Consider the following 24645-nt stretch of genomic DNA (forward strand, 5'->3'; position numbering starts at 1 on the left):
GGCATGAGGAGGAGCATTCCTTACACCCATGTCATCACATCCCGAGCAGAGCCTGGAGACGCCGCTTGCGTCCAGGGTGAGAAAGATGGTCGAGCGCCTTGGCCTCGATCTGGCGGATGCGTTCGCGTGTCACTCCGTAGATCTGGCCAACTTCCTCGAGAGTCATGTCGGTTTCGCGCCCTATCCCGAAGCGCATCCGGAGCACATCAGCCTGGCGCTCTGGCAGCTCAGCCAGTGCGTCTGCCAAGATCCTTTCGGTTTCTGCCTGGTCGAAGACATCCGCTTCTGAAGGCTCGGGCAGCAGGTTGTCCCAGTCGTCAAGGCTTGCGGGATATTCGGCTTCACGCGGGATGCCGCGGAACTGTTTGACCTCGTCGATTGTCCATTCGAGTTCTTCGGCGAGTTCGAGGTCGGAGACGGCGCCACCGACCCGAACGTCCAGCCTCTCCAGGGCACGATCGAGCTTGGTGATCTTCTCGTTCCGATGCACGGGGATGCGGATCGCCGCGCCTTCATCAGCGCGCCATCGCGTGATGGCCTGTCGCATCCAGTAAGTGGCGTAGATGAGGAAGCGATAACCACGTTCGGGATCAAATCGCCTTGTGGAACGCTGCAGACCCATGAACGCGACCTGGAAGACGTCCTCTGGATCCTCGCCTTCATCCACGTTCCGCGAGGCAAAACGCCGGACGTAAGGCAGATGCTCGCGGATTAGGTGTTCGGTAGCAGATTCGGAGATCAGTATTTCGGCTTCCAGCTGACTGGCCTCGGCTTGGCACGCCGGGAACTGTTCCAGTCGGCGGACCAACTCCTTGTGGAATGCCAGAGAAAGATCCAATGCCTCGAGCGCAGCAAGTGCCTCTCTTCGTCGTTTGCCGTCCATCACCCGGCCGGTGGTGTGCCATGACCTCAGGGCCTCCACGGCGGCCATTACCTCGGACGTCTCCGCATGGCCCGGGCGCGAGGGAATGATGGTTTTCAGGGACACCGAGACGGGGTCTCGCGCCCCGGCGCGGATGCTGTCCATGACGTCGAGGATCGTTTCGACGGCGGTCTCGGAGCCCAAGATGCCCAGCTGGAGTTCCTGCTTGGCCCGCATCATGGGCTCCAGCAGTTGCAGCTCGTCTGATTTGTCCATGACGAAGCGCTGTGTGCCGGGAAGCCGCGTCCGACGCGTAAGGGCTGCCTCGATCGCGTCAGCGAGGTCATCGGACGAAGTGTCTGAAACAGCGTCCCAGAGACCGGCATCATGCCCCGTCGCCTGATCGAGGTCGAAGCCAGCTGCTTCCATGTTGCGCTGGAGATTGATGCGCAGTTCCTCGAGATCACCATTCCCTTCGCAATGAGTGACAAGGCGGTCGACATCATCGAGGGAGCACCGTCCCTTGGCCAGTATCTCCTCTGCCCAAGTGAAGCAGAGCTCCGGGTCGATCGACATCCGCGTGCCAGTCTGGACGACAGCGCGTTTGACCGATTGCCGGCCGCGGTTCCGGACTTTCAGGAAGTCGTTCTCTGCACCATGATCGGGCGTCACCGCGGCGCTGGAGCCAATGCCTTCTCCAGCAATCGGCGCAGCTGAAAGGTCGAGATCCCAATCCCCGTCCTCGTTATCCGAAACCACTGGTGACGAACTTATGAGCGCTACGAATGTCCCCGATGCCGTATCGCCCGCGTACTGATCGAAGAATTCCTCTGGTTCTGCCTCAGCTTCGAAAGTCAGCAGGTCATCCAGGTCGTCGGTCCTATCGGTTGGCTCCGTCTCCTGAAAAACGGCGACACGATGCTCTGGAACTCCATCGGGCCCGGTGACGACATCCTCGACCAAAAGTGAAACCTCGCGCTCGCCAACCGTCTCCGTCTCCGTTTCCGTCTCCGGAGACCCCGCAACAAGCGAAGACAGAAGCTGCGCGGCGAGCCCGTGACCTTCGGCAAATGCCACATCCGCAGGTGTCTGTCGGTCGTGGTTCAGTGCGCCGGGGTCGGCACCTGACCGAATGAAGAGATCGCAGACGGCCAGATTGCCCATGCGCGCGGCAAGGTGGAGTGGTGTATCTCCTTTCGGGTCGGCGGCGTGGAGGCGAGAAGATGCCGCAAATTCGGCAAGCCTCTCGAGCTTCCCTTCGGCGATCAGCCGGATCTCGAAAGGCCCGAGAACATGGCTTTCCGGTTCGCTCGTCGTTTGGTCGCGACTGCCGAGGATGCGGGACAGTCTATCCATGATCTTCATGAATGACCTCCCTGTTGAGAAGCACGATCTGCTGGTCCTGCGGCTTCCTCGCGCCGGGATCAGTATCAAGCCCGAGACGCCTGAGCGCGTAGTACAGCAGCGCGCGCCGGACCTTGATCTTCGCCTTGCCGCCAAGCATCCCGTAGTCGAGCGCGATGACCTTGGCCTGGGTTTCGGAAAGGGCGGGGTGGGGCCCGATTTCCAGAGTGACTTCAGTATTCCAGTCGCGGTCGTCCGTCGCGGACACATCGCTTTCCCGACACTCTCGAATCTCGAGCATTCGCGAGAGCAGGAAGTCCTTGAATGCTTCGTCGGTCAGGCAGAACGCCCGTGTGTGCCAGCGGAACCCGTCGAACCCGATGGCGTGCGGAGCGATCCAGCGCCAGCGCGGCTGCGGACTGGACAGGGACTGGTACTTCACCTCGATCGCCTCGGACCGGCGTATGGCGTCGACCACGGAGCGGAGCGTCACTGGATTGACGCCGCGCACCGGGGTCGGGGCTGAGGCGTAGGGTGGGAGATCGGCGATCCAGGAGTCCTCGCGGTCGAGGATCCCGTCCGCCACCGACCGAAGCTGGGCGAGGTAGCGGCTTGCGTCGGGTTCGAGGAACCGGGGCTTGAACTCGGGGCCACGGACGTAGGTCCGCGCGCTCTTGTCGTAGACCATGTTGTCGGGTGCGAAGCCGATGTAGCGGTTGAGGTCGGTGGACGCCTGGTTCACCGAGACCCCGAACTGGTCCATCAGGTCGCTGCGGTTCACATGTCCCTCCCAGAACAGGCGGAACTCTATGAACTCGAGACGCTGCTCGACTCCCCAGCGAAGTTCGGACCTCTTGTTGTCCACCGTGGCCTCCCAGCCCCCTGATGCGCATGGTAACTATGCGCGCCCATTTTCTGGGTTGTCGTGAGGCTAGCCAGGGGATGATGATCTGGCAATGGAAATGCTTCTCCTTGCAGCATCAATCTCGATCTAAGCGAACAGCGGCCATAAAAGGCTTGGGCAGAGGAGAAGCACTCAGTAGCCCCAGCCAGAGTTGACGGGGGGATCGCCAAGCGGATCTTCAAGCTCGTCGACTGCCGGGAACAGATCGCCTTCGCCCGCAAAGGATTTCGCAGCATCCAGTCCGGTTTGACGATCAAGCTCGGCCAACCGTGACTCTACCCACTGCAGCATCCGACCCAGATCCGAGTCGACGGCTAGGCTGGCTTCCTGCGGCAGGCCGGAGATCCATTCGCGGATTTCGCGGGCCTCCCGACGCCGCTCAATGATCTGCCGTAGGTGAGAGAGTCGCGTCTCCTCGCGTTTGAGGCGGGCCTGTGCGAGCTGTCGCCGGTGCTGCAGGATTTTCCACTGCCTCTCGCGCTCCTCACGCTCCTCGCGGCGCACGCGAATGGTCTCTAGAATGAGCTCTATGCCGCCGACTATTTCGAGGACCATCCGTTCCACGTGTTGCGTCTTGCCGTCACCCCACGTCTTCCGCAGGCCGTCCGCCCACGCATCGATCGAGAACACGAGTTCGCCGGTCCACGCAGTCACATATTCCGGCCACGGTGGACTGCTGCCGAACGAAATGCTGTCCCAATCGTTGCGCCGAAGGGACCGTCCCTGTTTCTCTTTCCTCTTCTCCTCCCGAGCGATTTCTTCTGGGGTCGGTACGTATTTCAGCCTTCTCGTTCGTTCGAGCAGGGTGAAGCTGATCTTGTCCGCGCCCTTCTGAACGGACATCTTCTCTCCGTCCGCTGTCAGGCTCAGCCCGACCTCGTCGAGCGTCAGCGCCAACGCGTCGAGGAAGAAGCAAGCCCGTTCGGCGGACGCAGCGCCGACAATCACGCCACACTGGCCTTGCGCCGTGGCGCTGAGGACGCCCTCCTTGTCCGGCTTTCCGGTCCGAAGGAACTTCACCCTTTTCGCCACCGAGGCGTGTGGGTTTTCTACCAGAGGCATTGGGGATTCTGGCGTCGCCTTTATGGTAGCAGCCCGGACTTCCCGCTCAGCCTTTCGCTTGCGGGCAAGTTCGGCGACGCCGTCAGGAAGAGCTGAGGTGGCCCCGCGAATGCTTACCCGATCGAGGCTTCGATCCCTCAGTTCGAGGAACGGCGGCACTTTCGGTTGTTCTCCGGCAGCAACCTTGGCCCAGTACCCCCGGGGCTGTACGGGAATACGATGACCACTGCAGACCTTCGCGAGCCCCGATCCGATATCCCGAATTCCTGTGCAAGCGCTGTCATCGGTTTGCTCCAGACAAGGTCGTAGAGGTCCCGACGGCTACGTATCTGTGAAGGCGACAATTCTTGAACTCTCCGCAATACAGCTTCGCGCGGAAGCAATATCCCGCAGCGCCACTTTAGCGGTCATCGCCACCCGGGTGAAACGTGGAGAAGGTTGGATATCAGGCCCATCCCCTCCGCCATTTACTACTCTGCCGAATAATTTATGAGATTTAAGTTCGTGATGCATGCCCTGCGCTGTGTCGGATCTAGCGTAGAGGTTGTTGCTTCAGTTCGCTGTAGCTTGAACTGGCATCAGTCGTCTTTAATCCAACCCGCTTGTCCGTCGCAGAACTCGCATCCCGAATGGTAGCTGTATTCCAGATCGCCACCGCCGATCTGGCGTTCGCTGCACCATCCGCACATGGGAGCTGAATCGGCGGTTTCCAGGCACTTAGTACATATGAATGTTTCGTGGTCTGGACAACGGTATGATACCCGGAACACATCGCGCAGTTTATTGGCGTGTCAAAGTCCGTCGGGTCGCAATACTCGGTGTTCAGCGCATCTCCCAGTTCATCCGCCGTGACATGGTGTCCGCATTCCTCACAGGTATGCGAAGCGGGATCAGCTTCGATGTGCAGAGTGCTACCGCACTCAGCCGGACAGGCGATTTCAAGGTAAGCCTCACTCAAGCCGCAAACTCGGCATTGTTTCGCAAAGAGAATGTCGGACACGCCGGTAACGGCGGCAGCCTCATAGCCACAACCTGAACAGACTTGGAACGTGGTTCCGGCTTTCTTATCGGCGTCGATCTTAGGTTTCAGGCGGTCAAAGGCCACGCTAAGAAACGCCCGGTTCTGCTTCATACGCCAGCGGACGCCTGCGATTTTGGTTTCGAATTCTTCGAACTGATCGCCCCACTCTGATAGTAGGCGTTCCAAATAATACCAACTAAGGCATTGCTCTTTTACGATTTCTTCGATCAAGGCTTGGTCGGCCTTCGCCGTCCCCGCATTGTGAAAGAAGTGGATCATCTGATTCCGGTGCGCCGCGATCTTGGCGAACTGGGCAATCGCATCCTTTGGAATGTTTTCGCTGCATGCGCCATTCAACCGCTTGACTGCGTCGGCCTGGGTCACCGTCTTACATTTGCCAGACAGGAAATCTTCCAGCGTCACGTCCGAGGCGCGTTCCACGACAAGAGTCCAGTGCTCGCGCATCAGGCGCGCCTTCAAAAGAAGCTCGACCGCCGTTGCGAAGTGGATGACCGAATATTTCGGATGAATCTTGATCTCGTCAACCGATTTTTCAAGAAAATCGAACGCATTTTCGGACAAGTTCTTCAATGCGTCGTTTAGACTTTTCTTTGTCATTTTCTATGCAATTTCAAAGTAATACAATAGACGTAAATTGGCGGGCGGCTAAAAACGATTTTCCGCTCTTTGGGGCTGTCCATGGGCAATGAATTCTCTCCGCCGAACCAAATAGTTTGACTGTACTTAATGTTGACATTTTGATGCCTGCTGCGCAAATCGATGGTACAAAGTACTGGCACAAACGCCATAAATTTCGCGGTCTACCCCCTAATTGCTTGGCGTCTTAAGTGCTTTGGCGAGAATTCCACCCTCTCCGCCATTTCCTTCCCTGAAAATTGACACGCGTCCGCAGCTCCGCAACGGGCCAGCGCTTGCAGCGGCGTGTCCTCTACGCTTTCAACCCCGCCATCACCAGATCCAGATGCCCGGTGATGTGGGTGTCGAGGCCGATGGGCTGGCGGCCGGCGAAGATGAGATGTTCGATCATCATCGCCAGCACGGGACCTGCGATGACGCTGGCGGTGGCGGCGGGGCTTTTGCGGAATTCGCCTGAGGCGATGCCTTCGTCGAGAATGCGCTGGATCTGGTCCATCAGCGGCTCGACGAACTGGGTGTGGTGCAGGTCGATGACCTGCGGAAAACGGCTGCTCTCCGAAACGACGAAGCGCATCAGCTCGCGCATGCGCCGGTCCTCCACCACCTTTTCATAGCTGAGCAGGATCAGCCGCTGCAGCCGCTCCGTGCAGGTGCCGGTGAGGCTGCGGGTTTCTGCCACCAGATCTTCCAGCGGCACCGCAATGTGATTGAGCATGGCGGTGAACAGTTCGTCCTTGGTGGGAAAATAGACATAGACCGTGCCTTTGGTCACGCCGATGCGCTCGGCGATGTCTTCCACCCGTGCGGCGGTGAAGCCGTGTGTCACAAATTCCTCAAAGGCCGCATCCAGAATCTGAGCGGGGCGCAGGGCCTTGCGTTCGGCGCGGGTGAGCTTGGCCTTTGGTGTCATTCTTCCGGGTCCGTTTTTTGTTCTGGCGCGGCATTTCCATCAAGGCTTTCGAGGCTGGCGCCTCACGCCTTGAAGAGGCTCAATCGCCGCACGGGCTTGACCATTGCCCGGTGAGGCAAGCTCATCGAGCCGTGGCATTTACCTGATTGCTGTTTTTTCATTGACCTTCGAGTCAGTCAATAATAATTTGCCGCATCTTTCTACGAAGGGGCAATCATGCGACGGATAGCCACACATATTCCCTGGATGCTCGCTGCCGCCTTTCTGGCGGCCTGCGGGCCGCAAGGTGAGCCGCAGCAGAAGCCTGAGCGGCTGGTTCAGGTGACGAAGGTGCACGAGGTCTCCGTGCCGGACACGGTGACGGCGACGGGGGAAATCCGCGCCCGGGTGCAGTCGAACCTCTCCTTTCAGGTGACGGGCCGGATCATCGCGCGGCTGGTGGATGTGGGCGACCGCGTCACCGCCGGTCAGGTGCTGGCGCGGATCGATCCGAGCGAGCAGCAGGCGGATCTGGACGTGGCGGTTGCCTCGCTCAATTCCGCCATGGCCGAACGCACGCAGGCGCAGCAGGCCTTTGACCGGCAGCAGCGGCTGTTTGAAAGCGGCGTGACCACGCGGGCCTCGCTGGACAGCGCCCAGGAGCAGCTGACGCGCGCGCAGGCCAATGTGGAAGCCGCGCAGGCGCAGGCCGGCCGGGCGCGCGATGCGCTTGAGCGGACCAGCCTCAAGGCCGATGCGGACGGGGTGATCACCGCCCGCAGCGCCGAGGTGGGGCAGGTGGCGCAGGCCTCGCAGCAGGTCTTCTCCCTTGCCCATGACGGCCCGCTCGATGTGGTGCTCAATCTGGATGAATCGGTCTTTCTGGACCGCAAGCTGGAACCTTTGGTGCTGGTCTCGCCCCTGAGCGGGGGCACGCCGGCCAAGGCGGTCATCCGCGAAATCTCCCCGGCGATTGACCCGTCCACCGGCACGATCCGGGTGAAGATGCAGCTTGAGGACACCGCCTCTCTGCGCCTTGGCAGTCCGGTGACCGCCACCTTGAGCTATCAGCCCGTGCCTGTGATCGAACTTCCCGCAGCGGCCATGGCCTCGGATGCCGGGCGCACGGCTGTCTGGGTGGTGGACCCGGCAGAGCGCAAGGTCTTGCTGCGCCCGGTCGAGGTGCTGGCCTATAGCAGCGGTGCCTTCACGGTCGCCTCAGGCGTCACGGCGGGGGAACTGGTGGTCATCAATGGTACCAAATTCCTAAGCCCCGGCGAAACCGTCAGTTTTGAGGAGGCCGCCCAATGAGACGCGCTGCCAGTCTTTCATTCCTGTTGCTCGCCGGCTTTTCTCTGGCGGCATGCGAGCCGCATGAGGCCGAAGAGGCTGCACCGGTGCGCCCGGTGCTGTCCGTGCGGGTGGAGGAAGCGCCTGCCACCCGTCTGACCCTGCCCGGCACCGTCGCGGCCCGTGTCGAGACGGACTACGGTTTCCGCGTGCTCGGCCGCATCGTCACCCGCGATGTGCAGACGGCCGATATCGTCCGCAAGGGCGATGTGCTCGCCACCATCGATCCGGTGTCACTGGAACTGGCGGTGAAAAGCGCCCAGTCCGATCTGGTCAATGCCAATGCCCAGCTGAGCAATGCCATCACCACCGAAGCGCGGCAGAAGACCCTGTTCGAGCGCCAGTCCGGTGCTCTGGCCACTTTCGAGACGGCCGAGCAGGACCGCAAGATTGCCGAGGCGGCCGTGGCAAGGGCCAAAGCCAATCTGGACAAGGCGCAGGAGCAGCTGGGCTATGCCCGCCTGCTGGCCGAGTTCGACGGAGTTGTCACCGGCACCTCGGCGGAAGTGGGGCAGGTCGTCACCGACGGGCAGACCGTGGTGACGGTGGCCAAGCCGGACGAGCGCGATGCGGTGATCGACGTGCCCGAGGAAGCCAGCGGCACGCTGAAGCCGGGGGCCGTCTTTGGTGTGGCCCTGCAGCTCGACCCCAGGGTGCAGGCAAAAGGCATCGTGCGCGAAATCGGCCCGGAGGCTGACGGGGCGACCCGCACCCGGCGCGTGCGGCTGACACTGGTGGACCCGCCCGAGGCATTGCGGCTGGGTGCCGTCATCATGGCCTTTGCCGATGTCCACTCCGAAGCCCGGTTCTGGCTTCCGGCATCCGCCATCCGCGCGGAAGGGGATGCGCAGTCGGTGTGGGTGGTGGACGAGGCCGCCGGCAAGGTGGTCTCCCGCAAGGTGAGCGTGGATGAAACGGCCGCTCAAGGCGGCCGGGTTGCGGTTTTGCAAGGGCTTGAGGCGGGCGACCGCGTGGTCGTGGCAGGTGTGAACATGCTCACGGAAGGCCAGGCCATTCGAGTTGATCAGGAGACGGTCAAGTGAAGAAGTTCAATCTCTCGGACTGGGCGCTGGAGCACCGTTCCCTCGTCTGGTACTTCATGATCGTCTTCCTGCTGGCGGGCGTCTTCTCCTATATCAACCTTGGCCGCGAGGAAGATCCGGCCTTCACGATCAAGACCATGATCGTCAGCGCCCAGTGGCCCGGCGCCTCTGCGGAGGAAATGCGGCTGCAGGTGACGGACCGGATCGAGCGCAAGCTTGAGGAACTCGAGGCGCTGGACTACACCCGCAGCGAAACGCGGGCCGGCCAGACGACGGTCTTCGTGGAGCTTCTGCCGACGACAAAGGCGAAGGACGTGACCGGCAACTGGCTGCGCGTCCGCAACATGATCAATGACATCAAGGGTGAGTTCCCCAGCGGTGTGCTCGGGCCGTTCTTCAACGATTCCTTCGGCGATGTGTATGGCAACATCTTTGCCTTCACGTCAGATGGCCTGACCCAGCGCCAGCTGCGCGATCTGGTGGAAGATGCCCGCGCCAAGCTGCTGACCGTGGAAAATGTCGGCAAGATCGACATTCTGGGTGCGCAGGACGAGGTGATCTTTCTGGAGTTCTCCACCCGCAAGATTGCGGCGCTGGGCATCGACCAGCGGGCCATCGTCGAGACCCTGCAGGCGCAGAACGCTGTCACCCAGTCCGGTTTCGTCGAGGCCGGAGCCGAGCGGATCGCCCTGCGCGTCAACGGCCAGTTCACCTCGGAAGAAAGCCTGAAGGCAATCAACCTGCGTGTGAATGACCGCTACTTCCCGCTGACGGACATTGCCACGATCAGCCGCGGCTATGTGGACCCGCCGTCTTCGCTGTTCCGTTTCAAGGGCCAGCCTGCCATCGGCCTTGCCATTGGCATGAAGGCAGGGGCAAACCTGCTGACCTTCGGTGAGGAGCTGGAAGCCGAATTGCAGCGCGTCGTCCGGGATCTGCCGGTCGGGGTGACTGTGGAGCTGGTGTCGAACCAGCCGAAAGTGGTGGAGGAGGCTGTCTCCGGCTTCACCAAGGCCCTGTTCGAGGCGGTGGCCATCGTTCTGGCCATCAGCTTCATCAGCCTTGGCATGCGCGCCGGCCTGGTGGTGGCGATCTCCATTCCGCTGGTGCTGGCCATTACATTCGTCTTCATGGAATACACCGGCATCTCGCTGCAGCGCATTTCGCTGGGCGCACTGATCATCGCGCTGGGCCTTCTGGTGGATGATGCCATGATCGCCGTGGAGATGATGGTGTCGCGGCTGGAAGCGGGTGACACCCTCAGGAAAGCGGCCACCCACGTCTACACGTCCACCGCCTTCCCGATGCTCACCGGAACGCTGGTGACGGTCGCGGGCTTCATCCCGGTGGGGCTCAACAGCAGTGCGGCGGGCGAGTTCACCTTCACGCTCTTTGTCGTCATTGCCGTGTCGCTGATCGTGTCCTGGATCGTGGCGGTTCTGTTCACGCCCCTCCTTGGTGTGACGATCCTGCCGAAGACGATGAAGGCGCACCATGAGAAAAAGGGCCGCACCGCTGCGGCCTTTGCCTGGATGCTGAAGCTTGCCATGCGCTGGCGCTGGGTCACCATCATGTTGACTGTCGCGGCCTTCGGCCTTTCGGTTGGCGGCATGAACTTCGTCCAGCAGCAGTTCTTCCCGGCCTCCGACCGCGTCGAGCTGATCATCGACTGGAACACGCCTCAGAACAGCACGATTGCCGAAACCAACCGGCAGATGGCCCAGCTGGAGCAGGAAAAGCTGGCCGGCAATCCGGATATCGACCATTGGTCAACCTATGTCGGCCAGGGCGCGCCGCGCTTCATCCTGTCCTATGACGTACAGGCGGCGGCCCCGTGGTTCGGCCAGATCGTCATCGTCACGAAGGATCTGGAGGCCCGCAACCGGCTGCGCGCGGATCTGCAGGCCTATGCGGCGAAAACTTTCCCCGGCAGCGATGTCTTCGTGAAGCTTCTGGACATCGGGCCGCCGGTGGGCAAGCCCGTCCAGTACCGCATCAGCGGCCCGGACGTGCAGCAGGTGCGCCAGCTGGCGCAGAAGTTCGGCACCATCTTCAACGCCCATCCGCTGCTTTCAAACGTCGCCTATAACTGGAACGAGCCCACGCGTGTGGTGAAGGTGGATGTGCTGCAGGACAAGGCCCGCCAGCTCGGCATTTCCTCGCAGGATATTGCCTCGGCGCTGGGCAGCATCGTGCAGGGCTCCTCGGCAACCCAGGTCCGGGACGATATCTACCTGATTGATGTCATCGGCCGCGCCCAGGCCTCCGAGTGGGGCTCCGTCGAGACGCTGAAGAACCTGCAGCTGCCCAGCACCAGCGGCAAGTCCATTCCGCTGTCGACGGTCGCCCGGTTCCGCAATGAGGTGGAACAGCCGCTGATCGCCACCCGTGACCGCATCCCCACCATCACGGTGAAGGCTGCGGTGATCGGATCGACCCAGCCGGCGACAATTGTCAATCAGTTGAAGCCGCAGGTGGAGCAGTTCCAGAAGGAGCTTCCGGCCGGCTACAACATCGAGATCGGCGGTTCGGTGGAATCGAGCGCCGAGGCGCAGGGGCCGATTGCGGCCGTGGCTCCGCTGATGCTGTTCATCATGGCCACGATCCTGATGATCCAGCTGCAGAGCTTCAGCCGCCTGTTCCTGGTGTTCGCCGTGGCACCGCTTGCCCTCATCGGGGTGGTGGCGGCGCTGCTGCTCAGCAATGCACCGATGGGCTTCGTCGCCATCCTCGGTATCCTTGCCCTCATCGGCATCCTCATCCGCAACTCGGTCATCCTTGTGGTGCAGATCGAGCATCTGCGGCAGGAGGGCATGCCGGCATGGAAGGCGGTGATCGAGGCAACCGAGCACCGCATGCGGCCGATCATGCTGACGGCCGCGGCAGCGACGCTCGCGCTCATCCCGATCTCCCGCGAGGTGTTCTGGGGGCCGATGGCCTATGCCATGATGGGCGGCATCGTGGTGGGCACGGTTCTGACGCTCCTGTTCCTGCCGGCGCTCTATGTGGCCTGGTTCCGCATTCCGCGCGATGACAGCCCGGCAGAGCCGCATGGTGACGCGCACGAGGGTGGAGCCGCACACGCCTGAGGTCAGGGGTGAGTTGAAAGAAGACGGGCGGCCAGCCGGAAGACTGGCCGCCCGTTTTCCATTTGAAGGAAGAAGGAAATCAGCGCCGGCGGCGGCGCAGGAAACCACGTGCCGGGTAGAGGATCGCTGCGTAGATGGTGAGGGCGGCACCTGCCAGCAGCGTCAGCGTGGCAAAGGGCACGAGCGCGCCGAGGCTTTGCGGCAGCAGGCTCGAGAACAGCACCAGCGTCTGGTCCTGCAGCAGCATCAGGCCCGCCATCAGCACGGTACCGGTCAGCAGCAGAACGGTCAGCCGGGCGGGCGGGGTGCCCATGTAGTCGCGGTGGCGTGCCGTCAGATAAAGCCCCATGGCGTAGATCCACACGCCTGCGGAGGTGCCTGCCGCAAGGCCAGCTGCTTCCCAGGGACCGGAGAGGGTGGCCTTCAGCGCGACATTCACCAAGGTTGCCACGGCGAGGATCTTCAGCGGCGTCACCATGTCGCCGCGCCCGTGGAAGGAGGCAACGAGGGAGCGGACAGCCAGGGCCGCAGGCAGGCCGAGCGAATAGGCCAGCAGCACCGCGCCTGCCCCGGCGGTGGCGGCGGCATCAAAGGCTCCACGCTGGAAGAAGGCGGCAATCGCCAGTTCCCCGAGCCCCGCCATCAGCACCGCCACCGGCAGCCCGACGGCAAGGCAGATGTTGAAGGCCTGATCCATGGTGGCGCGCAGCTTCTGCCGGGCTTCGTCCGTCTCGGCTGCTGCGCCCCGGCTCACCTCCGGCAGCAGCGCCGTTCCCAGCGCGATGCCGATGACACCCAGCGGCAGTTGATACAGCCGGTCGGCATAATAGAGGTGGGAGAGGGCGCCGGAGGGCAGGAAGCTGGCGAGGATCGTGTCAGCGAAGATGGCGATCTGAACGACGCCGGAAGCAAGCAGCGCCGGCCCGAGGCGGCGGAAGAACAGGCGCACGCCCGGATCAAGCTTCGGCAGGCAGAAGCTGACGGAGAACTCACTGCGGAAGGTGGCTGCCGTCAGCAGCAGAACCTGCGCAATGCCGCCCGCCAGCACACCCCAGGCCGCCGCGCTGCCTGCATCGGGGAACTGGCTGACGGCCAGCAGCGTGCCGATCATGGCGATGTTCAAAAGCACGGGCGCAGCCGAGGCCGCAGCAAAGCGCCGCTCCGCATTCAGCACCGCCGACAGCAGCACCACGATGGACATGCACAGGAGATAGGGGAAGGTGATGCGCGTCAGCTCGATGGCCATGGGCCGGGCGGGGTCTTCTGCGCCCAGCCCCGGCGCCAGCAGGGTGATCAGCGTGCCCGTTGCCACCCAGGCAAAGGCGAGCAGCGCCAGATTGGCGAGCATCAGCCAGGACAGGATCTGCGATCCGAAATGGCGTGCCTTGTCCGGTCCGTCCTTTTCCAGCGTCGCAGCATAAGTGGGCAGGAAGGCCGCGTTGAAGGCCCCTTCGGCAAAGATGGCGCGGAAGTGGTTCGGCAGGCGGAAGGCCAGCATGAAGGCATCGGCAATAGGGCCTGCCCCAAGCACGCCAGCCATGATGAGGTCGCGGATGAAGCCGAGCAGCCGGCTCAGAAGGGTCAGTCCGCCGATAAGGCCAAGGCGACGCAGCATGTCTTAACGTTCCGCACATCAGGCCGGACACCGCGCCCGGCTGCGGCGTGCTGCTTACCCCATATCCGCGCCGCCGTCACGCCGCGGCCGCTTGGGTCTTCTGTTCTCCGGCGGCCTATTCCGGTGCCATGGTGAGGGACACGCGGTCCCCGGCAAACCAGGTGATGCCATATTCGATCGGCTTGCCATCCTCCGTCACATTGACCGAGACGGAGCGCAGGATCGGCGCGGCTTCGGCGATCTGCAGCGTCAGGGCCTGCACGGGGCGGGCCAGCTTGGCTGTCAGGCGCGTCTGGGCGCGGGTGTAGTCGGCGATGCCGCAATCGGCCAGCGCCTCGGTAATCGACTGCCGCCCCGCCATGGCCTGCAGGAAGCCGGGCACGCGCGCGGCCGGAAAGACCGAGCGGAACAGCGCCAGCGGCACCCCATCGGCCAGGGATACGCCCTCCACCACATGCACCGGGTCACCGGGAGCCAGTTGCAGTGCTTCGGCTTCCTTTTCGCCGCAGGCCCGGGTTTCCATCAGGCTGATGCGGCGCGAGGCCAGGCGGCCGCTGGCGGCTAGGTTCTGCTGAAACCGCACCCGCCGGCCGATGGCATAGTCCGTCGGCTGGATGGTGACGAAGACGCCCGCCCCGCGCCGCGAATGCACGGTGCCCGCCTCTGCCAGCGCGCCCAGGGCATGGCGCACCGTATGCCGGTTCACGCCAAAGCGGGCGGCCAGCTGCGCTTCCGTCGGCAACTTGTCCCCCGGCTTGTAGTGGCCTTCGGCAATCTCCGCCGAAAGCGTGTCCACGATGGATTTCCAGATTGCGCTGCGCGCCATTGCCCTGCCCCGAAGTCTCTGCCTGCCCGATGCTGAAAGCCGCCCGTCGCAAAAATTTCACAAGACGGCGGTTGAGCCGGATGGCCCCTTGCGATATCAATATGTCTAGTTGTCTACTATTATATAGACAGGATCCAAAGATGTCGAGGTGCCGATGAAGCCCGCCGTTTCCCCCCAGGAGGACGAGCCGCACAGCCAGCGCAAGGTCTGGCTGTCGCTGCTGGCCAAGGCCAATCCGGCGCGTCTGGCCGTGCTGTTTCCGGATCTGCCGGACCATACGCTGCTGCGCCGTCCCGAGGTTGGGGCGGTGATGGTGCGCGGGCGGATGGGCGGCACGGGCGCGCCCTTCAATCTGGGTGAGATGACGATCACCCGCTGCTCCGTCCAGCTCCCCGGCGGCGAGGTGGGCCATGCCTACGCGCAGGGGCGCGGCAAGGCCCATGCCACCCGCGCGGCCTGCGTGGATGCGCTGATGCAGACAGAGGCTGCCGCTGACCTTCAGGCCCGCGTGCTGGATGTGCTGGCCGCAGAGGCCGCCAGCGCCCGGCAGCTGCGGGCGGAAAAGGCTGCGGCCACCAAGGTCGATTTCTTCACCCTCGTGCGCGGAGAAGACTGATGACGCCCAACAACGACCAGACCGGTGCCCTGACTGGCGGCTTTGCCGAAGCGCCCATCGAGGCTGCGCGCGCCTTCCGCTGCCTGCTGGAAGCGCTTGCTCGCCCCGGCACCATCCACATGCTGGACGCGGCCCAGCCACCGCTGCCCGTTTCTCCAGCCGCCGGAACCGTGCTCCTGACCCTTGCCGACACCACGACGCCGGTGTTTCTGGCAGGTGACGCGGATTGCGAGGCGATGCGCGGCTGGATCACCTTCCACACCGGCGCCCCGGTGCTGACGGCGGCCAGCCTTGAGGCAGGGGCTGATGCCGCCAGCATCCGCTTTGCCCTCGGACGCCTTGAGGACCTGAAGCCCTTCATGGAGCAGTTCTCCATCGGCGACCCGGATTATCCGGACCGCTCTGCGACGCTGGTGCTGGAAGTGGAACGGCTTGCTGCCGAAGGCTGCCGCCTGACGGGGCCGGGCATTGCGGATGAAGCCTTGCTGAACCTGCCCGATCCGGAGCTGTTCCGGCAGAACCATGCACTCTTTCCGCTTGGGCTCGACTTTTTCCTGACCGCAGGCCGCCAGATCGCCGGGCTGCCGCGCACAACCATCGTGGAGGCTTGCTGATGTATGTCGCCGTCAAGGGTGGCGAACGCGCCATCGGCAATGCCCATGAATGGCTGGCGGAGGAGCGGCGCGGGGACACCACCGTCGCCGAACTCACCGTGCCGCAGATCCGCGAGCAGCTGAAGCTCGCCGTCAACCGGGTGATGGCAGAGGGCAGTCTTTATGATCCCGATCTTGCCGCCCTCGCCATCAAGCAGGCGCGGGGCGATCTGATCGAGGCCATCTTCCTCATCCGCGCCTACCGCACCACCCTGCCGCGCTTCGGCGCCTCGCTGCCGGTGGAAACGGCCGGCATGGCCGTGGACCGCAGGGTCTCGGCCACGTTCAAGGACCTGCCGGGCGGGCAGATCCTCGGGCCGACCTTCGACTACACCCACCGGCTGATCGACTTCAAACTGGCCGCCGAAGGGGACGTTGACCCGGCCCCGCAGGCCCCGGCGGAGGGCGGGCCGGTGCCGCATGTCACCGGCTTTCTTGGCCGTGACGGGCTCATTCAGGAGGAGCCGCTGAGCGATGCCACCCCGCCGGACCTGACCCGCGAGCCGCTGGAGCTGCCGGCCAGCCGCCCCTTGCGGCTTCAGGCGATCACGCGCGGGGATGAGGGCTTCATCCTGTCGCTCGCCTATTCCACCCAGCGCGGCTACGGGCGCACTCATGCCTTCGTCGGCGAATTGCGCATCGGCACGGTGGCGGTGGAGATGGATGTTCCGGAGCTGGGCTTTGCCATCGAAATAGGTGAAATCGAGCTGACGGAATGCGAAACGGTCAACCAGTTCACCGGCTCGCGCACCGAGCCGCCGCAGTTCACCCGTGGCTACGGCCTTGTCTTCGGTCAGTCGGAGCGCAAGTCCATCGCCATGTCGCTGGTGGACCGGGCCCTGCGCTGGCAGGAACTGGGCGAGGACTACATCGGCGCCCCTGCGCAGGATGAGGAATTTGTGCTGTCTCACTGCGACAACATCCAGGCGACAGGCTTTCTGGAGCACATCAAGCTGCCGCATTACGTGGATTTCCAGGCGGAGCTGGAACTGGTGCGCCGCCTGCGGGCGGAAGCGGAAGCTGCCCGCAACGCAACCGCTGACAGGGAGGCCGCCGAATGACCGACGATGCCTACAACTTCGCCTATCTGGACGAGCAGACCAAGCGGATGATCCGCCGCGCCATCCTCAAGGGCATTGCCGTTCCCGGCTATCAGGTGCCCTTTGCCAGCCGCGAAATGCCGATGCCCTATGGCTGGGGGACGGGCGGTGTGCAGGTGACGGCGGCCTGCCTTGTGCCGGAGGACCGGCTGAAGGTGATCGATCAGGGAGCGGACGACACCACCAACGCGGTCAGCATCCGCCGCTTCTTCCAGCGCACGGCCAGCGTTGCCGTGACCGAGCGGACCGATGAGGCAACCCTGATCCAGACGCGCCACCGCATTCCGGAAACGCCGCTGACCGAGGGCCAGATCCTCGTCTATCAGGTGCCGATCCCCGAGCCCCTGCGCTTTCTGGAGCCGCGTGAGACGGAAACACGCAAGATGCATGAGTTGGAGGAATACGGCCTCATGCATGTGAAGCTTTATGAAGACATCGCCCGCCATGGCGAGATCGCCACGGCCTATGATTATCCGGTGAAGGTGGAAGGGCGCTATGTGATGGACCCTTCGCCGATCCCGAAATTCGACAATCCGAAGCTTTCGGGCAATCCGGCGATCCAGCTTTTCGGAGCAGGGCGCGAGCAGCGCATCTATGCCCTGCCGCCCTACACGCAGGTGGTCAGCCTCGACTTTGACGATCACCCCTTCGTTCCCGGCAAAGCGCCGCATGCCTGCGACCTGTGCGGGGCGGAAGACAGCTATCTGGACGAGGTGATCACCGATGACGCGGGCAGCCGGATGTACGTCTGTTCCGACACTGACTTTTGCGGCCAGCGGCAGGCCTGCGGCCACACCGGGCGGCTGAGTGCAAGCCCGGTTGCCGGGGCAGGGGAGATGGTGCGATGAGCTTTCACCAGACCATCACGGACACACCGCTTCTGAAGGTGTCCGGCCTCACCCGGCGCTATGGCGCCCGCATCGGCTGCGCTGATGTGTCCTTCGATCTTTATCCCGGCGAGGTGCTGGGCATCGTGGGGGAAAGCGGTTCGGGCAAGTCCACCCTGCTGTCCTGCCTTGCCGGACACCAGCAGCCGGATGAAGGCGCCGTGCTCTATGACGGGCGCGACGTGCTGGCCATGGCGGAAACCGCAAGACGGCGGCTGTCGCGCACCGAATGGGCCTATGTGCACCAGAACCCGCGTGACGGGTTGCGCATGGGTGTTTCGGCAGGCGGCAATGTGGGCGAGCGGTTGATGGCTGTCGGCGCCCGGCATTACGGCGCGATCCGCGACAAGGCCACGGACTGGCTGGGACGGGTGGAAATCGCCGCCGACCGCATCGATGACCGCCCCTCCGCCTTTTCCGGCGGCATGCAGCAGCGCCTGCAGATCGCCCGCAATCTGGTCACCGGCCCGCGCCTCGTCTTCATGGACGAGCCGACCGGCGGGCTGGACGTGAGCGTGCAGGCCCGGCTTCTCGATCTGCTGCGCGGGCTGGTGCGCGACCTCGGCCTGTCGGTGATCATCGTCACCCATGACCTTGCCGTGGTGCGGCTTCTCGCCGACCGGCTGATGGTGATGAAATCCGGCCGCGTGGTGGAACAGGGCCTCACCGATCAGGTGCTGGACGATCCGCAGCATGCCTATACCCAGCTTCTCGTTTCCTCCGTCCTGCAGGTGTAGGCCATGATCCGGATTGAAAACCTGTCCAAGTCCTTCACCCTGCACAATCAGGGCAGCGCCGTGATCCCGGTGATGGAAGGGGCGAGCCTCACCGTCGAGCCGGGCGAGTGCATCGGCCTCACCGGCCAGTCGGGTGCAGGCAAGTCCACGCTGATGCGGATGATCTACGGCAATTATCTGGCCGCCGGCGGGCAGATCCTCGTGGGCGGCACCGATGTGACGAAGGCCGAGCCGCGCCAGATCATCCGCCTGCGGCGCGAAACGCTGGGCTATGTCAGCCAGTTCCTGCGCGTGGTGCCGCGTGTGCCCGCGCTGGATGTGGTGGCCGAGCCGCTGCTGCAACTGGGTACGCCGCTGGTGGAGTCCCGGGCGCGCGCTGCGGATCTGCTGCGGCGGCTCAATATCCCCGAAAGGCTCTGGCAGCTTTCCCCCACCACCTTCTCCGGCGGGGAGCAGCAGCGTGTCAACATCGCCCGTGGCTTTGCCCATGCCTATCCGGCCCTGTTGCTGGACGAGCCCACCGCAAGCCTTGATGCCGCCAATCGGGAAGTGGTGCTCTCGCTCATTACCGAAGCCAAGGCGCGCGGTGCGGCTATTGTCGGCATCTTCCACGACGAGGAAGCCCGCGCCCGCATCTGCACCCGGCTGGTGGATGTAACCGGCTTCACGCCCAAAGCGGCGGCGTGATCCGGGTGCACCTTCCGCGCATCCTTTAAGGACGCAGGCCATCCTGCGTCCTCCTCCCGGTCCTTTGCTGTCAACAGGAACAGCACACCCCGGATTGGCAGCAATTTGGCATAGGTTTTTCCTCTTGGCGCCTGCCGAAGACCGCCATGCCTCGTGTCCTGCCCTGCCTTGATTATGCTTTGGGCAACATCAAACGGGGGTTCCCATCATGACGTTCAAGGCTCTTCTGGCAGCCGGTGCTGCTGCCGCCGCACTTCTGACCGCGCCGCTGCAGGCCTCTGCCGCAGACAAGCTGCTCAATGCCTCCTATGACATCTCCCGCGAACTCTTCGTCGAGGTCAACGAGGCCTTCATTGCCGATTACAAGGCAAAGACAGGCAAGGATGTCTCCATTGACCAGTCGCACGCAGGCTCCTCCAAGCAGGCCCGCGCCATTCTGGAAGGCATGGAAGCCGATGTGGTGACCTTCAACCAGACCACGGACATCAATGCCCTCGTCAAGGGCGGTGCCGTGTCGGCGGACTGGGTGGAAGACTTCCCGAACAGCGCCTCTCCCTTCTACTCCCTGCCGGCCTTCCTGGTGCGCGAGGGCAACCCGAAGAACATCAAGGACTGGAGCGATCTCGTCCGTGACGACGTGAAGGTGATCTTCCCGAACCCGAAGACCTCCGGCAACGCCCGCTACACCTATCTGGCGGCAACCGCCTATGCCCGTGAAGCCTTCAACGGTGACGAGGCCAAGGTGGACGAGTTCATCGGCAAGCTCTTCGCCAATGTTCCGGTTTTCGACACGGGCGGGCGCGGCTCCACCACCACCTTCGTCGAGCGCGGCACCGGCGACGTGCTGATCACCTTCGAGGCCGAGACCAAGGGCATTGCCAAGGAATTCGGCGAAGACAAGTTCGATCTCGTCACCCCGTCCGTCAGCATTCTGGCCGAGTTCCCGGTCGCCATCGTGGACCGTGTGGTGGATGCCCGCGGCTCCCGCGATCTCGCCAAGGCTTACCTCGACTACCTCTATGCGCCGGAAGGCCAGCGCATCGTGGCTGCCCGTGGCAACCGGGTGCATGATGAAGCGGTGAAGGCCGAGTTCAAGGACAGCTTCCCCGAAGTGCGCCTCGTCACCGTGGAAGACGTCTTCGGCGGCTGGGACAAGGCACAGGAAGAGCACTTTGCCTCCGGCGCCAAGCTTGACAAGCTGTTCGGAAACCGCTGATTTCCCTGCGCAATCACAGCATCTGAGACCGGCGGGCCCGTGCCTGCCGGTTTCGGCTTGAAAGGGGCCGCGCCCCGTAACCCGAGGACCGTCACCTGAGGACCGCCACACCAGGAGAAGCCGGATGAGGCACCGCCGCGTCCTGCCGGGACTGCCGCTATCGCTCGGCGTCACGCTGTTCTATGTCAGCCTGATCGTGCTGCTGCCGCTGGGCGCGCTGGTCTACAAGGCCGCCAGCCTCGGCCCCACGGCCTATTGGCAGATTGTCTCCTCCGAACGGGCGGTGGCGAGCTACATGGTCACGGCCGGTTCCGCGCTGGCGGCAACGCTGTTCAATCTGGTCTTCGGCCTCATTCTGGCCTGGGTGCTGGTGCGCTACGAGTTTCCCGGCAAGCGGCTGATCGATGCCATGGTGGACCTGCCCTTTGCCCTGCCGACAGCGGTGGCCGGCATTGCGCTGACCACGCTCTTCGTGGAGACCGGCTGGATCGGGCAGTTCCTTGCCCCGCTCGGCATCAAGGTGGCCTACACGCCGCTCGGCATCATGGTGGCGATGGCCTTCACCAGCCTGCCCTTCATCGTGCGCACGGTGCAGCCGGTGCTGGAGGATCTTGATCCGGCACTGGAGGAAGCAGCCCAGTCGCTCGGCGGCTCGGATGCGCGGATTTTCCGCAACGTGATCCTGCCGCTGCTGACCCCGGCGCTGCTGGCGGGCACCTCGCTTGCCTTTGCCCGCAGCCTTGGCGAGTTCGGCGCCATCATCTTCATCGCCGGCAACCAGCCGTTCCAGACCGAGATCACGGCGCTTCTCGCCTTCATCCGGCTGGAGGAATACGAATATCAGGCTGCCGCCGCCATCGCCTCGGTCATGCTGATCACCGCCTTTGTCATGCTGGCCATCACCAACCTGCTGCAGGCCCGCGCCCTGCGCTACATGTCGAGGGGCTGAGCCATGGCGCATGCCCATACCTCCCGCAAGCCGCCCCGCGTCGGCGACAGCCCGGCGATCCGCCGCACGCTGATCGGCATCGTGCTGGGCGTTGGCGCCATCGTGCTGCTGGCGCCGCTGCTCGTCATCTTCGCGCAGGCCTTCAGCAAGGGCTTCGGCTTCTTCGCGGCCACCATCGCCCAGCCGGACACGCTGCATGCCATCGGCCTGACGGTGCTGACCGCGCTCATTGCCGTGCCAATCAACACGGCCTTCGGCATTGCCGCAGCCTGGGCCGTCACCAAATTCGACTTTCCCGGCAAGCGGCTGCTGATCGTCGTGATCGAGATCCCCTTCTCCATCTCGCCGATCGTGGCGGGCGTCGCCTATATGTTCGTCTATGGGCTGCAGGGCCTGTTCGGGCCGATGCTGCAATCGGCGGACGTCAAGATCCTCTTTGCCCTGCCGGGCATCGTGCTTGCCTCCATGTTCGTCACCGCGCCTTTCGTTGCGCGCGAACTGATCCCGCTGATGCAGGCGCAGGGCCGCGATCTGGAAGAGGCGGCGACCTCGCTGGGCGCTTCGGGCTGGCGCACCTTCCTGACGGTGACGCTGCCGAACATCCGCTGGGCCATGCTCTACGGCGTGGTGCTGTGCAACGCCCGTGTGATGGGCGAATTCGGCGCCGTATCCGTGGTGTCGGGCAATATCCGCGGCCAGACCAACACGCTGCCGCTGCATGTGGAACTGCTCTACCACGACTACAACACGGCTGGCGCCTTTGCGGCGGCCGCCATTCTCACGGTGCTGGCGCTGGTCACAATCATCGCCAAGCTGCTTCTGGAACGCGTTGGTGCAGGCCGTGCCTCCCGCCCGGCGCTTGCCGGTGCTCCGCTTTCCGGTGATCAGGCCAAGGGTGAAAAGCCATGAAAATCGTCCTCGACACTGTGGTGAAGACCTTCAACACCTTCCGCGCGGTGCGCGGTGTCTCGCTGGAAATCGAAAGCGGCGAGCTGGTCGCGCTGCTCGGTCCTTCGGGCTCCGGCAAGACGACGATCCTGCGCATGGTGGCGGGCCTTGAATATGCCGATGAGGGGCGCATCCTCTTTGGCACGGAAGATGCCACAAACATCCCCGTGCGCGACCGGGGTGTGGGCTTTGTATTCCAGCACTACGCCCTCTTCCCGCATATGACCGTGGCAGAGAACATCGCCTTCGGCATGAAGGTCTCCAAGACCCGCCGCAGCCGCCAGGAAATCGCGGACCGGGTAGCGGAACTTCTGTCGCTGGTGCGCCTTGCCGGTCTCGGTGACCGCTTCCCCTCGCAGATTTCCGGCGGCCAGCGCCAGCGTGTCGCCCTTGCCCGGGCGCTCGCCGTTGATCCCAAGGTGCTGCTGCTGGACGAGCCTTTCGGCGCACTCGACGCCAATGTGCGCCGCGACCTGCGCCGCTGGCTGCGCGAGATCCATGACGAGCTGGGCATCACCACGCTGTTCGTCACGCACGATCAGGAAGAGGCGCTGGATCTGGCCGACCGGGTGGTCATCCTCAATGAAGGCCGCATCGAGCAACAGGGCACCCCGCGCGATGTCTGCCGCACCCCGGCCTCGCCCTTCGTCACCCGCTTCCTCGGTGATGCCAACCGCTTCACCGGCGAGGCCCGCGAGGGCATGCTCTTGGTGGATGGCCAGCCGGTGGGCGCCAGCGGAGAGGCGAGCGGGCCGGTGGAAATCTACGTCCGCCCCGCGGATCTTGGCTGGCAGAGGGAAGCGGACGGCGGCATTCCTGCCACCGTGCAGCGCGTCATCGACCATCCGGGCGGCCGCCGCCTGATCGTCCGCGCCACCGGCAACGGTGCACCGGAAGAGGCTCTGGAGCTGGAAGTGCCGTCGACCACGGATGTCAACGCTGGCGAAACCGGACGCCTCACCATCCGCAAGGCCGACATCTTCCCGCTGGCCGGGCTCTGAGCTTCAGACCCGCCGGTCCTCAGCGACCCCAAGCTTTCACCGTGCGGTCAGAACCTCGCCGCAGGTCTTCGGCAGGGCGGCAAGGGCCAGCGGGCGTTTCTTCTGTACGGGAGGCGGCTTGCCGGTTTCCGGGTCGATCTTCGGCACCCACGGGCCATCCGCCAGCCAGGACGCCAGTTCCGTGCCGCAGCCGTCGCCCTGCGGCGGCTCGTCCTGATCGGCACAGCCCACGCTGCCCGCCGGGCAGGACATGCGCACGTGGAAATGATAGTCGTGGCCCCACCAGGGCCGTACCTTGCGCAGCCAGGCCCGGTCGCCGGTTTCGAACTGGCACAGGGCCTTCTTGATTGCCGGATTGACGAAGATCCGTGCAACCCGCTGGTCTTTCGCTGCAAGGCGGATCAGCGCCGCATGAGTATCGGTCCAGCGCCGCGGGTCCACGCTGCGGTCTGCACCTGCCACATCCTGCGGCTGCTTGACCATGGAGATGGCGGAAATGTTCTCCCGCTCGTCCCGGCTCAAGACCCGGTCCGGCATCGGCGTCAGCCAGATATCCGCATCCAGCCCGATCTGGTGGCTGGAGTGGCCGGAGGTCATCGGTCCGCCGCGCGGCTGGGACAGATCGCCCACCAGCAGCCCGCGCCAGCCCACTTTCGGGGCCTTCGTCGCGAAGTCTTCCAGAAAGCTGATCAGGGCCGGATGGCCCCAGTTGCGGTTGCGCGACAGGCGCATGACCTGCCAGGAGGGGCCATTGATGGGCAGGGCCGAGGCCCCGGCAAGGCAGCCCTTGGCGTAAGAGCCGATGGCGCGGGAGGCGAGCGGCGCCGGGTCTCTCATGGCGCCGAAATAATCCTTGGCCGGAGCATTGGGATCCAGATTGCGCGGCTGCCGTGACGCCGCCGCCTCGCGTGCGGCCGGCTTTGCCACAGGCGTGCCGGAGGCTTCCACCACCTGGGCAGCATCAAACAGGCCGGAAAGCCCCAAAGCAGCGAGGGCGAAGGCAAGGCGCCGGGCCGCAGTTGGCCGGGGAACACAGGAACGATAAGCCATGAGCACTGAAATCCGTGGCGCGGGCCATGATGGCCCGTGCCCTTTGAATCTCAACAGAGTCGGGCGCTGAGGGCAAGGCTGCCGCGATCACGGACATGTCAGCGGCCGCTTTCGGGCCTGTCCTTCATGCGCCTTTTCA

Annotated in this window: 21 protein-coding genes; 13 read left to right on the forward strand and 8 right to left on the reverse strand. The window is 63.9% G+C overall.

The annotated features are described in order from the left end of the window. Positions 1–34 precede the first annotated feature (34 nt). From AC0CMF_RS13940 to AC0CMF_RS13960, 5 genes are all read right to left on the reverse strand, one after another. Positions 35–2227 (reverse strand): sigma-70 family RNA polymerase sigma factor, encoded by a 2193-nt coding sequence (locus tag AC0CMF_RS13940; protein WP_374629221.1) that lies wholly within the window; start codon positions 2225–2227, stop codon positions 35–37. Beyond that, positions 2211–3071, reverse strand: a complete 861-nt coding sequence (locus AC0CMF_RS13945; protein ID WP_374629220.1) for a BrxR family helix-turn-helix transcriptional regulator — start codon at positions 3069–3071, stop codon at positions 2211–2213. The genes AC0CMF_RS13940 and AC0CMF_RS13945 overlap by 17 nt, the downstream gene beginning before the upstream one ends. A gap of 171 nt (positions 3072–3242) precedes the next feature. Beyond that, a complete protein-coding gene (locus AC0CMF_RS13950; protein WP_374629218.1) occupies positions 3243–4331 on the reverse strand; it encodes a hypothetical protein in 1089 nt (362 codons plus the stop codon). Between the two features lie 373 nt (positions 4332–4704). Beyond that, a complete protein-coding gene (locus tag AC0CMF_RS13955; protein ID WP_374629216.1) occupies positions 4705–5811 on the reverse strand; it encodes a hypothetical protein in 1107 nt (368 codons plus the stop codon). A gap of 331 nt (positions 5812–6142) precedes the next feature. Next, positions 6143–6760 (reverse strand): TetR/AcrR family transcriptional regulator, encoded by a 618-nt coding sequence (locus AC0CMF_RS13960; protein ID WP_374629215.1) that lies wholly within the window; start codon positions 6758–6760, stop codon positions 6143–6145. 216 nt (positions 6761–6976) lie between these two features. Between AC0CMF_RS13960 and AC0CMF_RS13965 the strand changes: the two genes are divergently transcribed. The 3 genes from AC0CMF_RS13965 to AC0CMF_RS13975 are packed head-to-tail and all read left to right on the forward strand — an operon-like array spanning position 6977 to position 12221. Beyond that, positions 6977–8050 carry an efflux RND transporter periplasmic adaptor subunit gene (locus AC0CMF_RS13965; protein WP_472481983.1) on the forward strand — a complete coding sequence of 358 codons (1074 nt, stop codon included), beginning with the start codon at positions 6977–6979 and terminating at the stop codon, positions 8048–8050. Next, on the forward strand, positions 8047–9132 hold the full coding sequence (locus tag AC0CMF_RS13970; RefSeq protein ID WP_472481985.1) for an efflux RND transporter periplasmic adaptor subunit: 1086 nt from the start codon (positions 8047–8049) through the stop codon (positions 9130–9132). The genes AC0CMF_RS13965 and AC0CMF_RS13970 overlap by 4 nt, the downstream gene beginning before the upstream one ends. Further along, positions 9129–12221 carry an efflux RND transporter permease subunit gene (locus AC0CMF_RS13975; RefSeq protein WP_472481987.1) on the forward strand — a complete coding sequence of 1031 codons (3093 nt, stop codon included), beginning with the start codon at positions 9129–9131 and terminating at the stop codon, positions 12219–12221. The genes AC0CMF_RS13970 and AC0CMF_RS13975 overlap by 4 nt, the downstream gene beginning before the upstream one ends. 79 nt (positions 12222–12300) lie before the next feature. Here the strand turns inward: AC0CMF_RS13975 and murJ are convergent, their stop codons facing one another. Both murJ and phnF read right to left on the reverse strand, forming a co-directional pair. Then, positions 12301–13836, reverse strand: coding sequence for a murein biosynthesis integral membrane protein MurJ (gene murJ / locus AC0CMF_RS13980; RefSeq protein ID WP_472481989.1), 1536 nt, complete (start codon positions 13834–13836; stop codon positions 12301–12303). 115 nt (positions 13837–13951) lie between these two features. Next, complete coding sequence (gene phnF, locus AC0CMF_RS13985) at positions 13952–14662, reverse strand: phosphonate metabolism transcriptional regulator PhnF (RefSeq protein ID WP_055454415.1); 711 nt, start codon at positions 14660–14662, stop codon at positions 13952–13954. 154 nt (positions 14663–14816) lie between these two features. Between phnF and phnG the strand changes: the two genes are divergently transcribed. From phnG to AC0CMF_RS14035, 10 genes are all read left to right on the forward strand, one after another. Then, entirely contained in the window at positions 14817–15278 is a 462-nt protein-coding gene (phnG, locus tag AC0CMF_RS13990; protein ID WP_374629253.1) for a phosphonate C-P lyase system protein PhnG, read from the forward strand. Further along, positions 15278–15892 (forward strand): phosphonate C-P lyase system protein PhnH, encoded by a 615-nt coding sequence (gene phnH, locus AC0CMF_RS13995; RefSeq protein ID WP_374629213.1) that lies wholly within the window; start codon positions 15278–15280, stop codon positions 15890–15892. The genes phnG and phnH overlap by 1 nt, the downstream gene beginning before the upstream one ends. After that, positions 15892–16992 carry a carbon-phosphorus lyase complex subunit gene (locus AC0CMF_RS14000; protein ID WP_374629212.1) on the forward strand — a complete coding sequence of 367 codons (1101 nt, stop codon included), beginning with the start codon at positions 15892–15894 and terminating at the stop codon, positions 16990–16992. Before phnH ends, AC0CMF_RS14000 begins: the two co-directional genes overlap by 1 nt. Beyond that, positions 16989–17879 (forward strand): alpha-D-ribose 1-methylphosphonate 5-phosphate C-P-lyase PhnJ, encoded by an 891-nt coding sequence (locus AC0CMF_RS14005; RefSeq protein WP_374629211.1) that lies wholly within the window; start codon positions 16989–16991, stop codon positions 17877–17879. The genes AC0CMF_RS14000 and AC0CMF_RS14005 overlap by 4 nt, the downstream gene beginning before the upstream one ends. Positions 17880–17893: 14 nt before the next feature. Then, a complete protein-coding gene (gene phnK, locus AC0CMF_RS14010) occupies positions 17894–18655 on the forward strand; it encodes a phosphonate C-P lyase system protein PhnK (RefSeq protein ID WP_208977349.1) in 762 nt (253 codons plus the stop codon). 3 nt (positions 18656–18658) lie between these two features. Then, a complete protein-coding gene (gene phnL, locus AC0CMF_RS14015) occupies positions 18659–19342 on the forward strand; it encodes a phosphonate C-P lyase system protein PhnL (protein WP_374629209.1) in 684 nt (227 codons plus the stop codon). Positions 19343–19550: 208 nt separating this feature from the next. Continuing rightward, positions 19551–20558: a sulfate ABC transporter substrate-binding protein gene (locus tag AC0CMF_RS14020; protein ID WP_374629207.1), complete on the forward strand. Its 1008-nt coding sequence runs from the start codon at positions 19551–19553 to the stop codon at positions 20556–20558. 124 nt (positions 20559–20682) lie between these two features. Next, positions 20683–21507, forward strand: a complete 825-nt coding sequence (cysT, locus tag AC0CMF_RS14025) for a sulfate ABC transporter permease subunit CysT (protein WP_122519108.1) — start codon at positions 20683–20685, stop codon at positions 21505–21507. A gap of 3 nt (positions 21508–21510) precedes the next feature. Then, the gene (gene cysW, locus AC0CMF_RS14030) at positions 21511–22416 is read left to right on the forward strand and encodes a sulfate ABC transporter permease subunit CysW (protein ID WP_058898177.1); all 906 of its coding nucleotides are present in this window, start codon (positions 21511–21513) and stop codon (positions 22414–22416) included. Next, positions 22413–23456: a sulfate/molybdate ABC transporter ATP-binding protein gene (locus AC0CMF_RS14035; protein ID WP_374629205.1), complete on the forward strand. Its 1044-nt coding sequence runs from the start codon at positions 22413–22415 to the stop codon at positions 23454–23456. The genes cysW and AC0CMF_RS14035 overlap by 4 nt, the downstream gene beginning before the upstream one ends. Positions 23457–23492: 36 nt before the next feature. On the opposite strand, the gene mepA is transcribed toward AC0CMF_RS14035, so the two are convergent. Further along, positions 23493–24506, reverse strand: coding sequence for a penicillin-insensitive murein endopeptidase (gene mepA / locus AC0CMF_RS14040; RefSeq protein WP_374629203.1), 1014 nt, complete (start codon positions 24504–24506; stop codon positions 23493–23495). Positions 24507–24645: the final 139 nt, after the last annotated feature.

The sequence above is a fragment of the Pannonibacter sp. CBAS1226 genome (assembly GCF_055685825.1).

Coding starts and splice junctions, on each gene's coding strand:
- cysT (WP_122519108.1), top strand. CDS start 20,683: ATGAGGCACCGCCGCGTCCTGCCGGGACTGCCGCTATCGCTCGGCGTC.
- phnH (WP_374629213.1), top strand. CDS start 15,278: ATGACGCCCAACAACGACCAGACCGGTGCCCTGACTGGCGGCTTTGCC.
- AC0CMF_RS13965 (WP_472481983.1), top strand. CDS start 6,977: ATGCGACGGATAGCCACACATATTCCCTGGATGCTCGCTGCCGCCTTT.
- AC0CMF_RS13955 (WP_374629216.1), bottom strand. CDS start 5,811: ATGACAAAGAAAAGTCTAAACGACGCATTGAAGAACTTGTCCGAAAAT.
- mepA (WP_374629203.1), bottom strand. CDS start 24,506: ATGGCTTATCGTTCCTGTGTTCCCCGGCCAACTGCGGCCCGGCGCCTT.
- AC0CMF_RS14005 (WP_374629211.1), top strand. CDS start 16,989: ATGACCGACGATGCCTACAACTTCGCCTATCTGGACGAGCAGACCAAG.
- AC0CMF_RS14000 (WP_374629212.1), top strand. CDS start 15,892: ATGTATGTCGCCGTCAAGGGTGGCGAACGCGCCATCGGCAATGCCCAT.
- phnF (WP_055454415.1), bottom strand. CDS start 14,662: ATGGCGCGCAGCGCAATCTGGAAATCCATCGTGGACACGCTTTCGGCG.
- AC0CMF_RS13940 (WP_374629221.1), bottom strand. CDS start 2,227: ATGAAGATCATGGATAGACTGTCCCGCATCCTCGGCAGTCGCGACCAA.
- AC0CMF_RS14035 (WP_374629205.1), top strand. CDS start 22,413: ATGAAAATCGTCCTCGACACTGTGGTGAAGACCTTCAACACCTTCCGC.
- murJ (WP_472481989.1), bottom strand. CDS start 13,836: ATGCTGCGTCGCCTTGGCCTTATCGGCGGACTGACCCTTCTGAGCCGG.
- phnL (WP_374629209.1), top strand. CDS start 18,659: ATGATCCGGATTGAAAACCTGTCCAAGTCCTTCACCCTGCACAATCAG.
- phnG (WP_374629253.1), top strand. CDS start 14,817: ATGAAGCCCGCCGTTTCCCCCCAGGAGGACGAGCCGCACAGCCAGCGC.
- AC0CMF_RS13970 (WP_472481985.1), top strand. CDS start 8,047: ATGAGACGCGCTGCCAGTCTTTCATTCCTGTTGCTCGCCGGCTTTTCT.
- AC0CMF_RS14020 (WP_374629207.1), top strand. CDS start 19,551: ATGACGTTCAAGGCTCTTCTGGCAGCCGGTGCTGCTGCCGCCGCACTT.
- cysW (WP_058898177.1), top strand. CDS start 21,511: ATGGCGCATGCCCATACCTCCCGCAAGCCGCCCCGCGTCGGCGACAGC.
- AC0CMF_RS13960 (WP_374629215.1), bottom strand. CDS start 6,760: ATGACACCAAAGGCCAAGCTCACCCGCGCCGAACGCAAGGCCCTGCGC.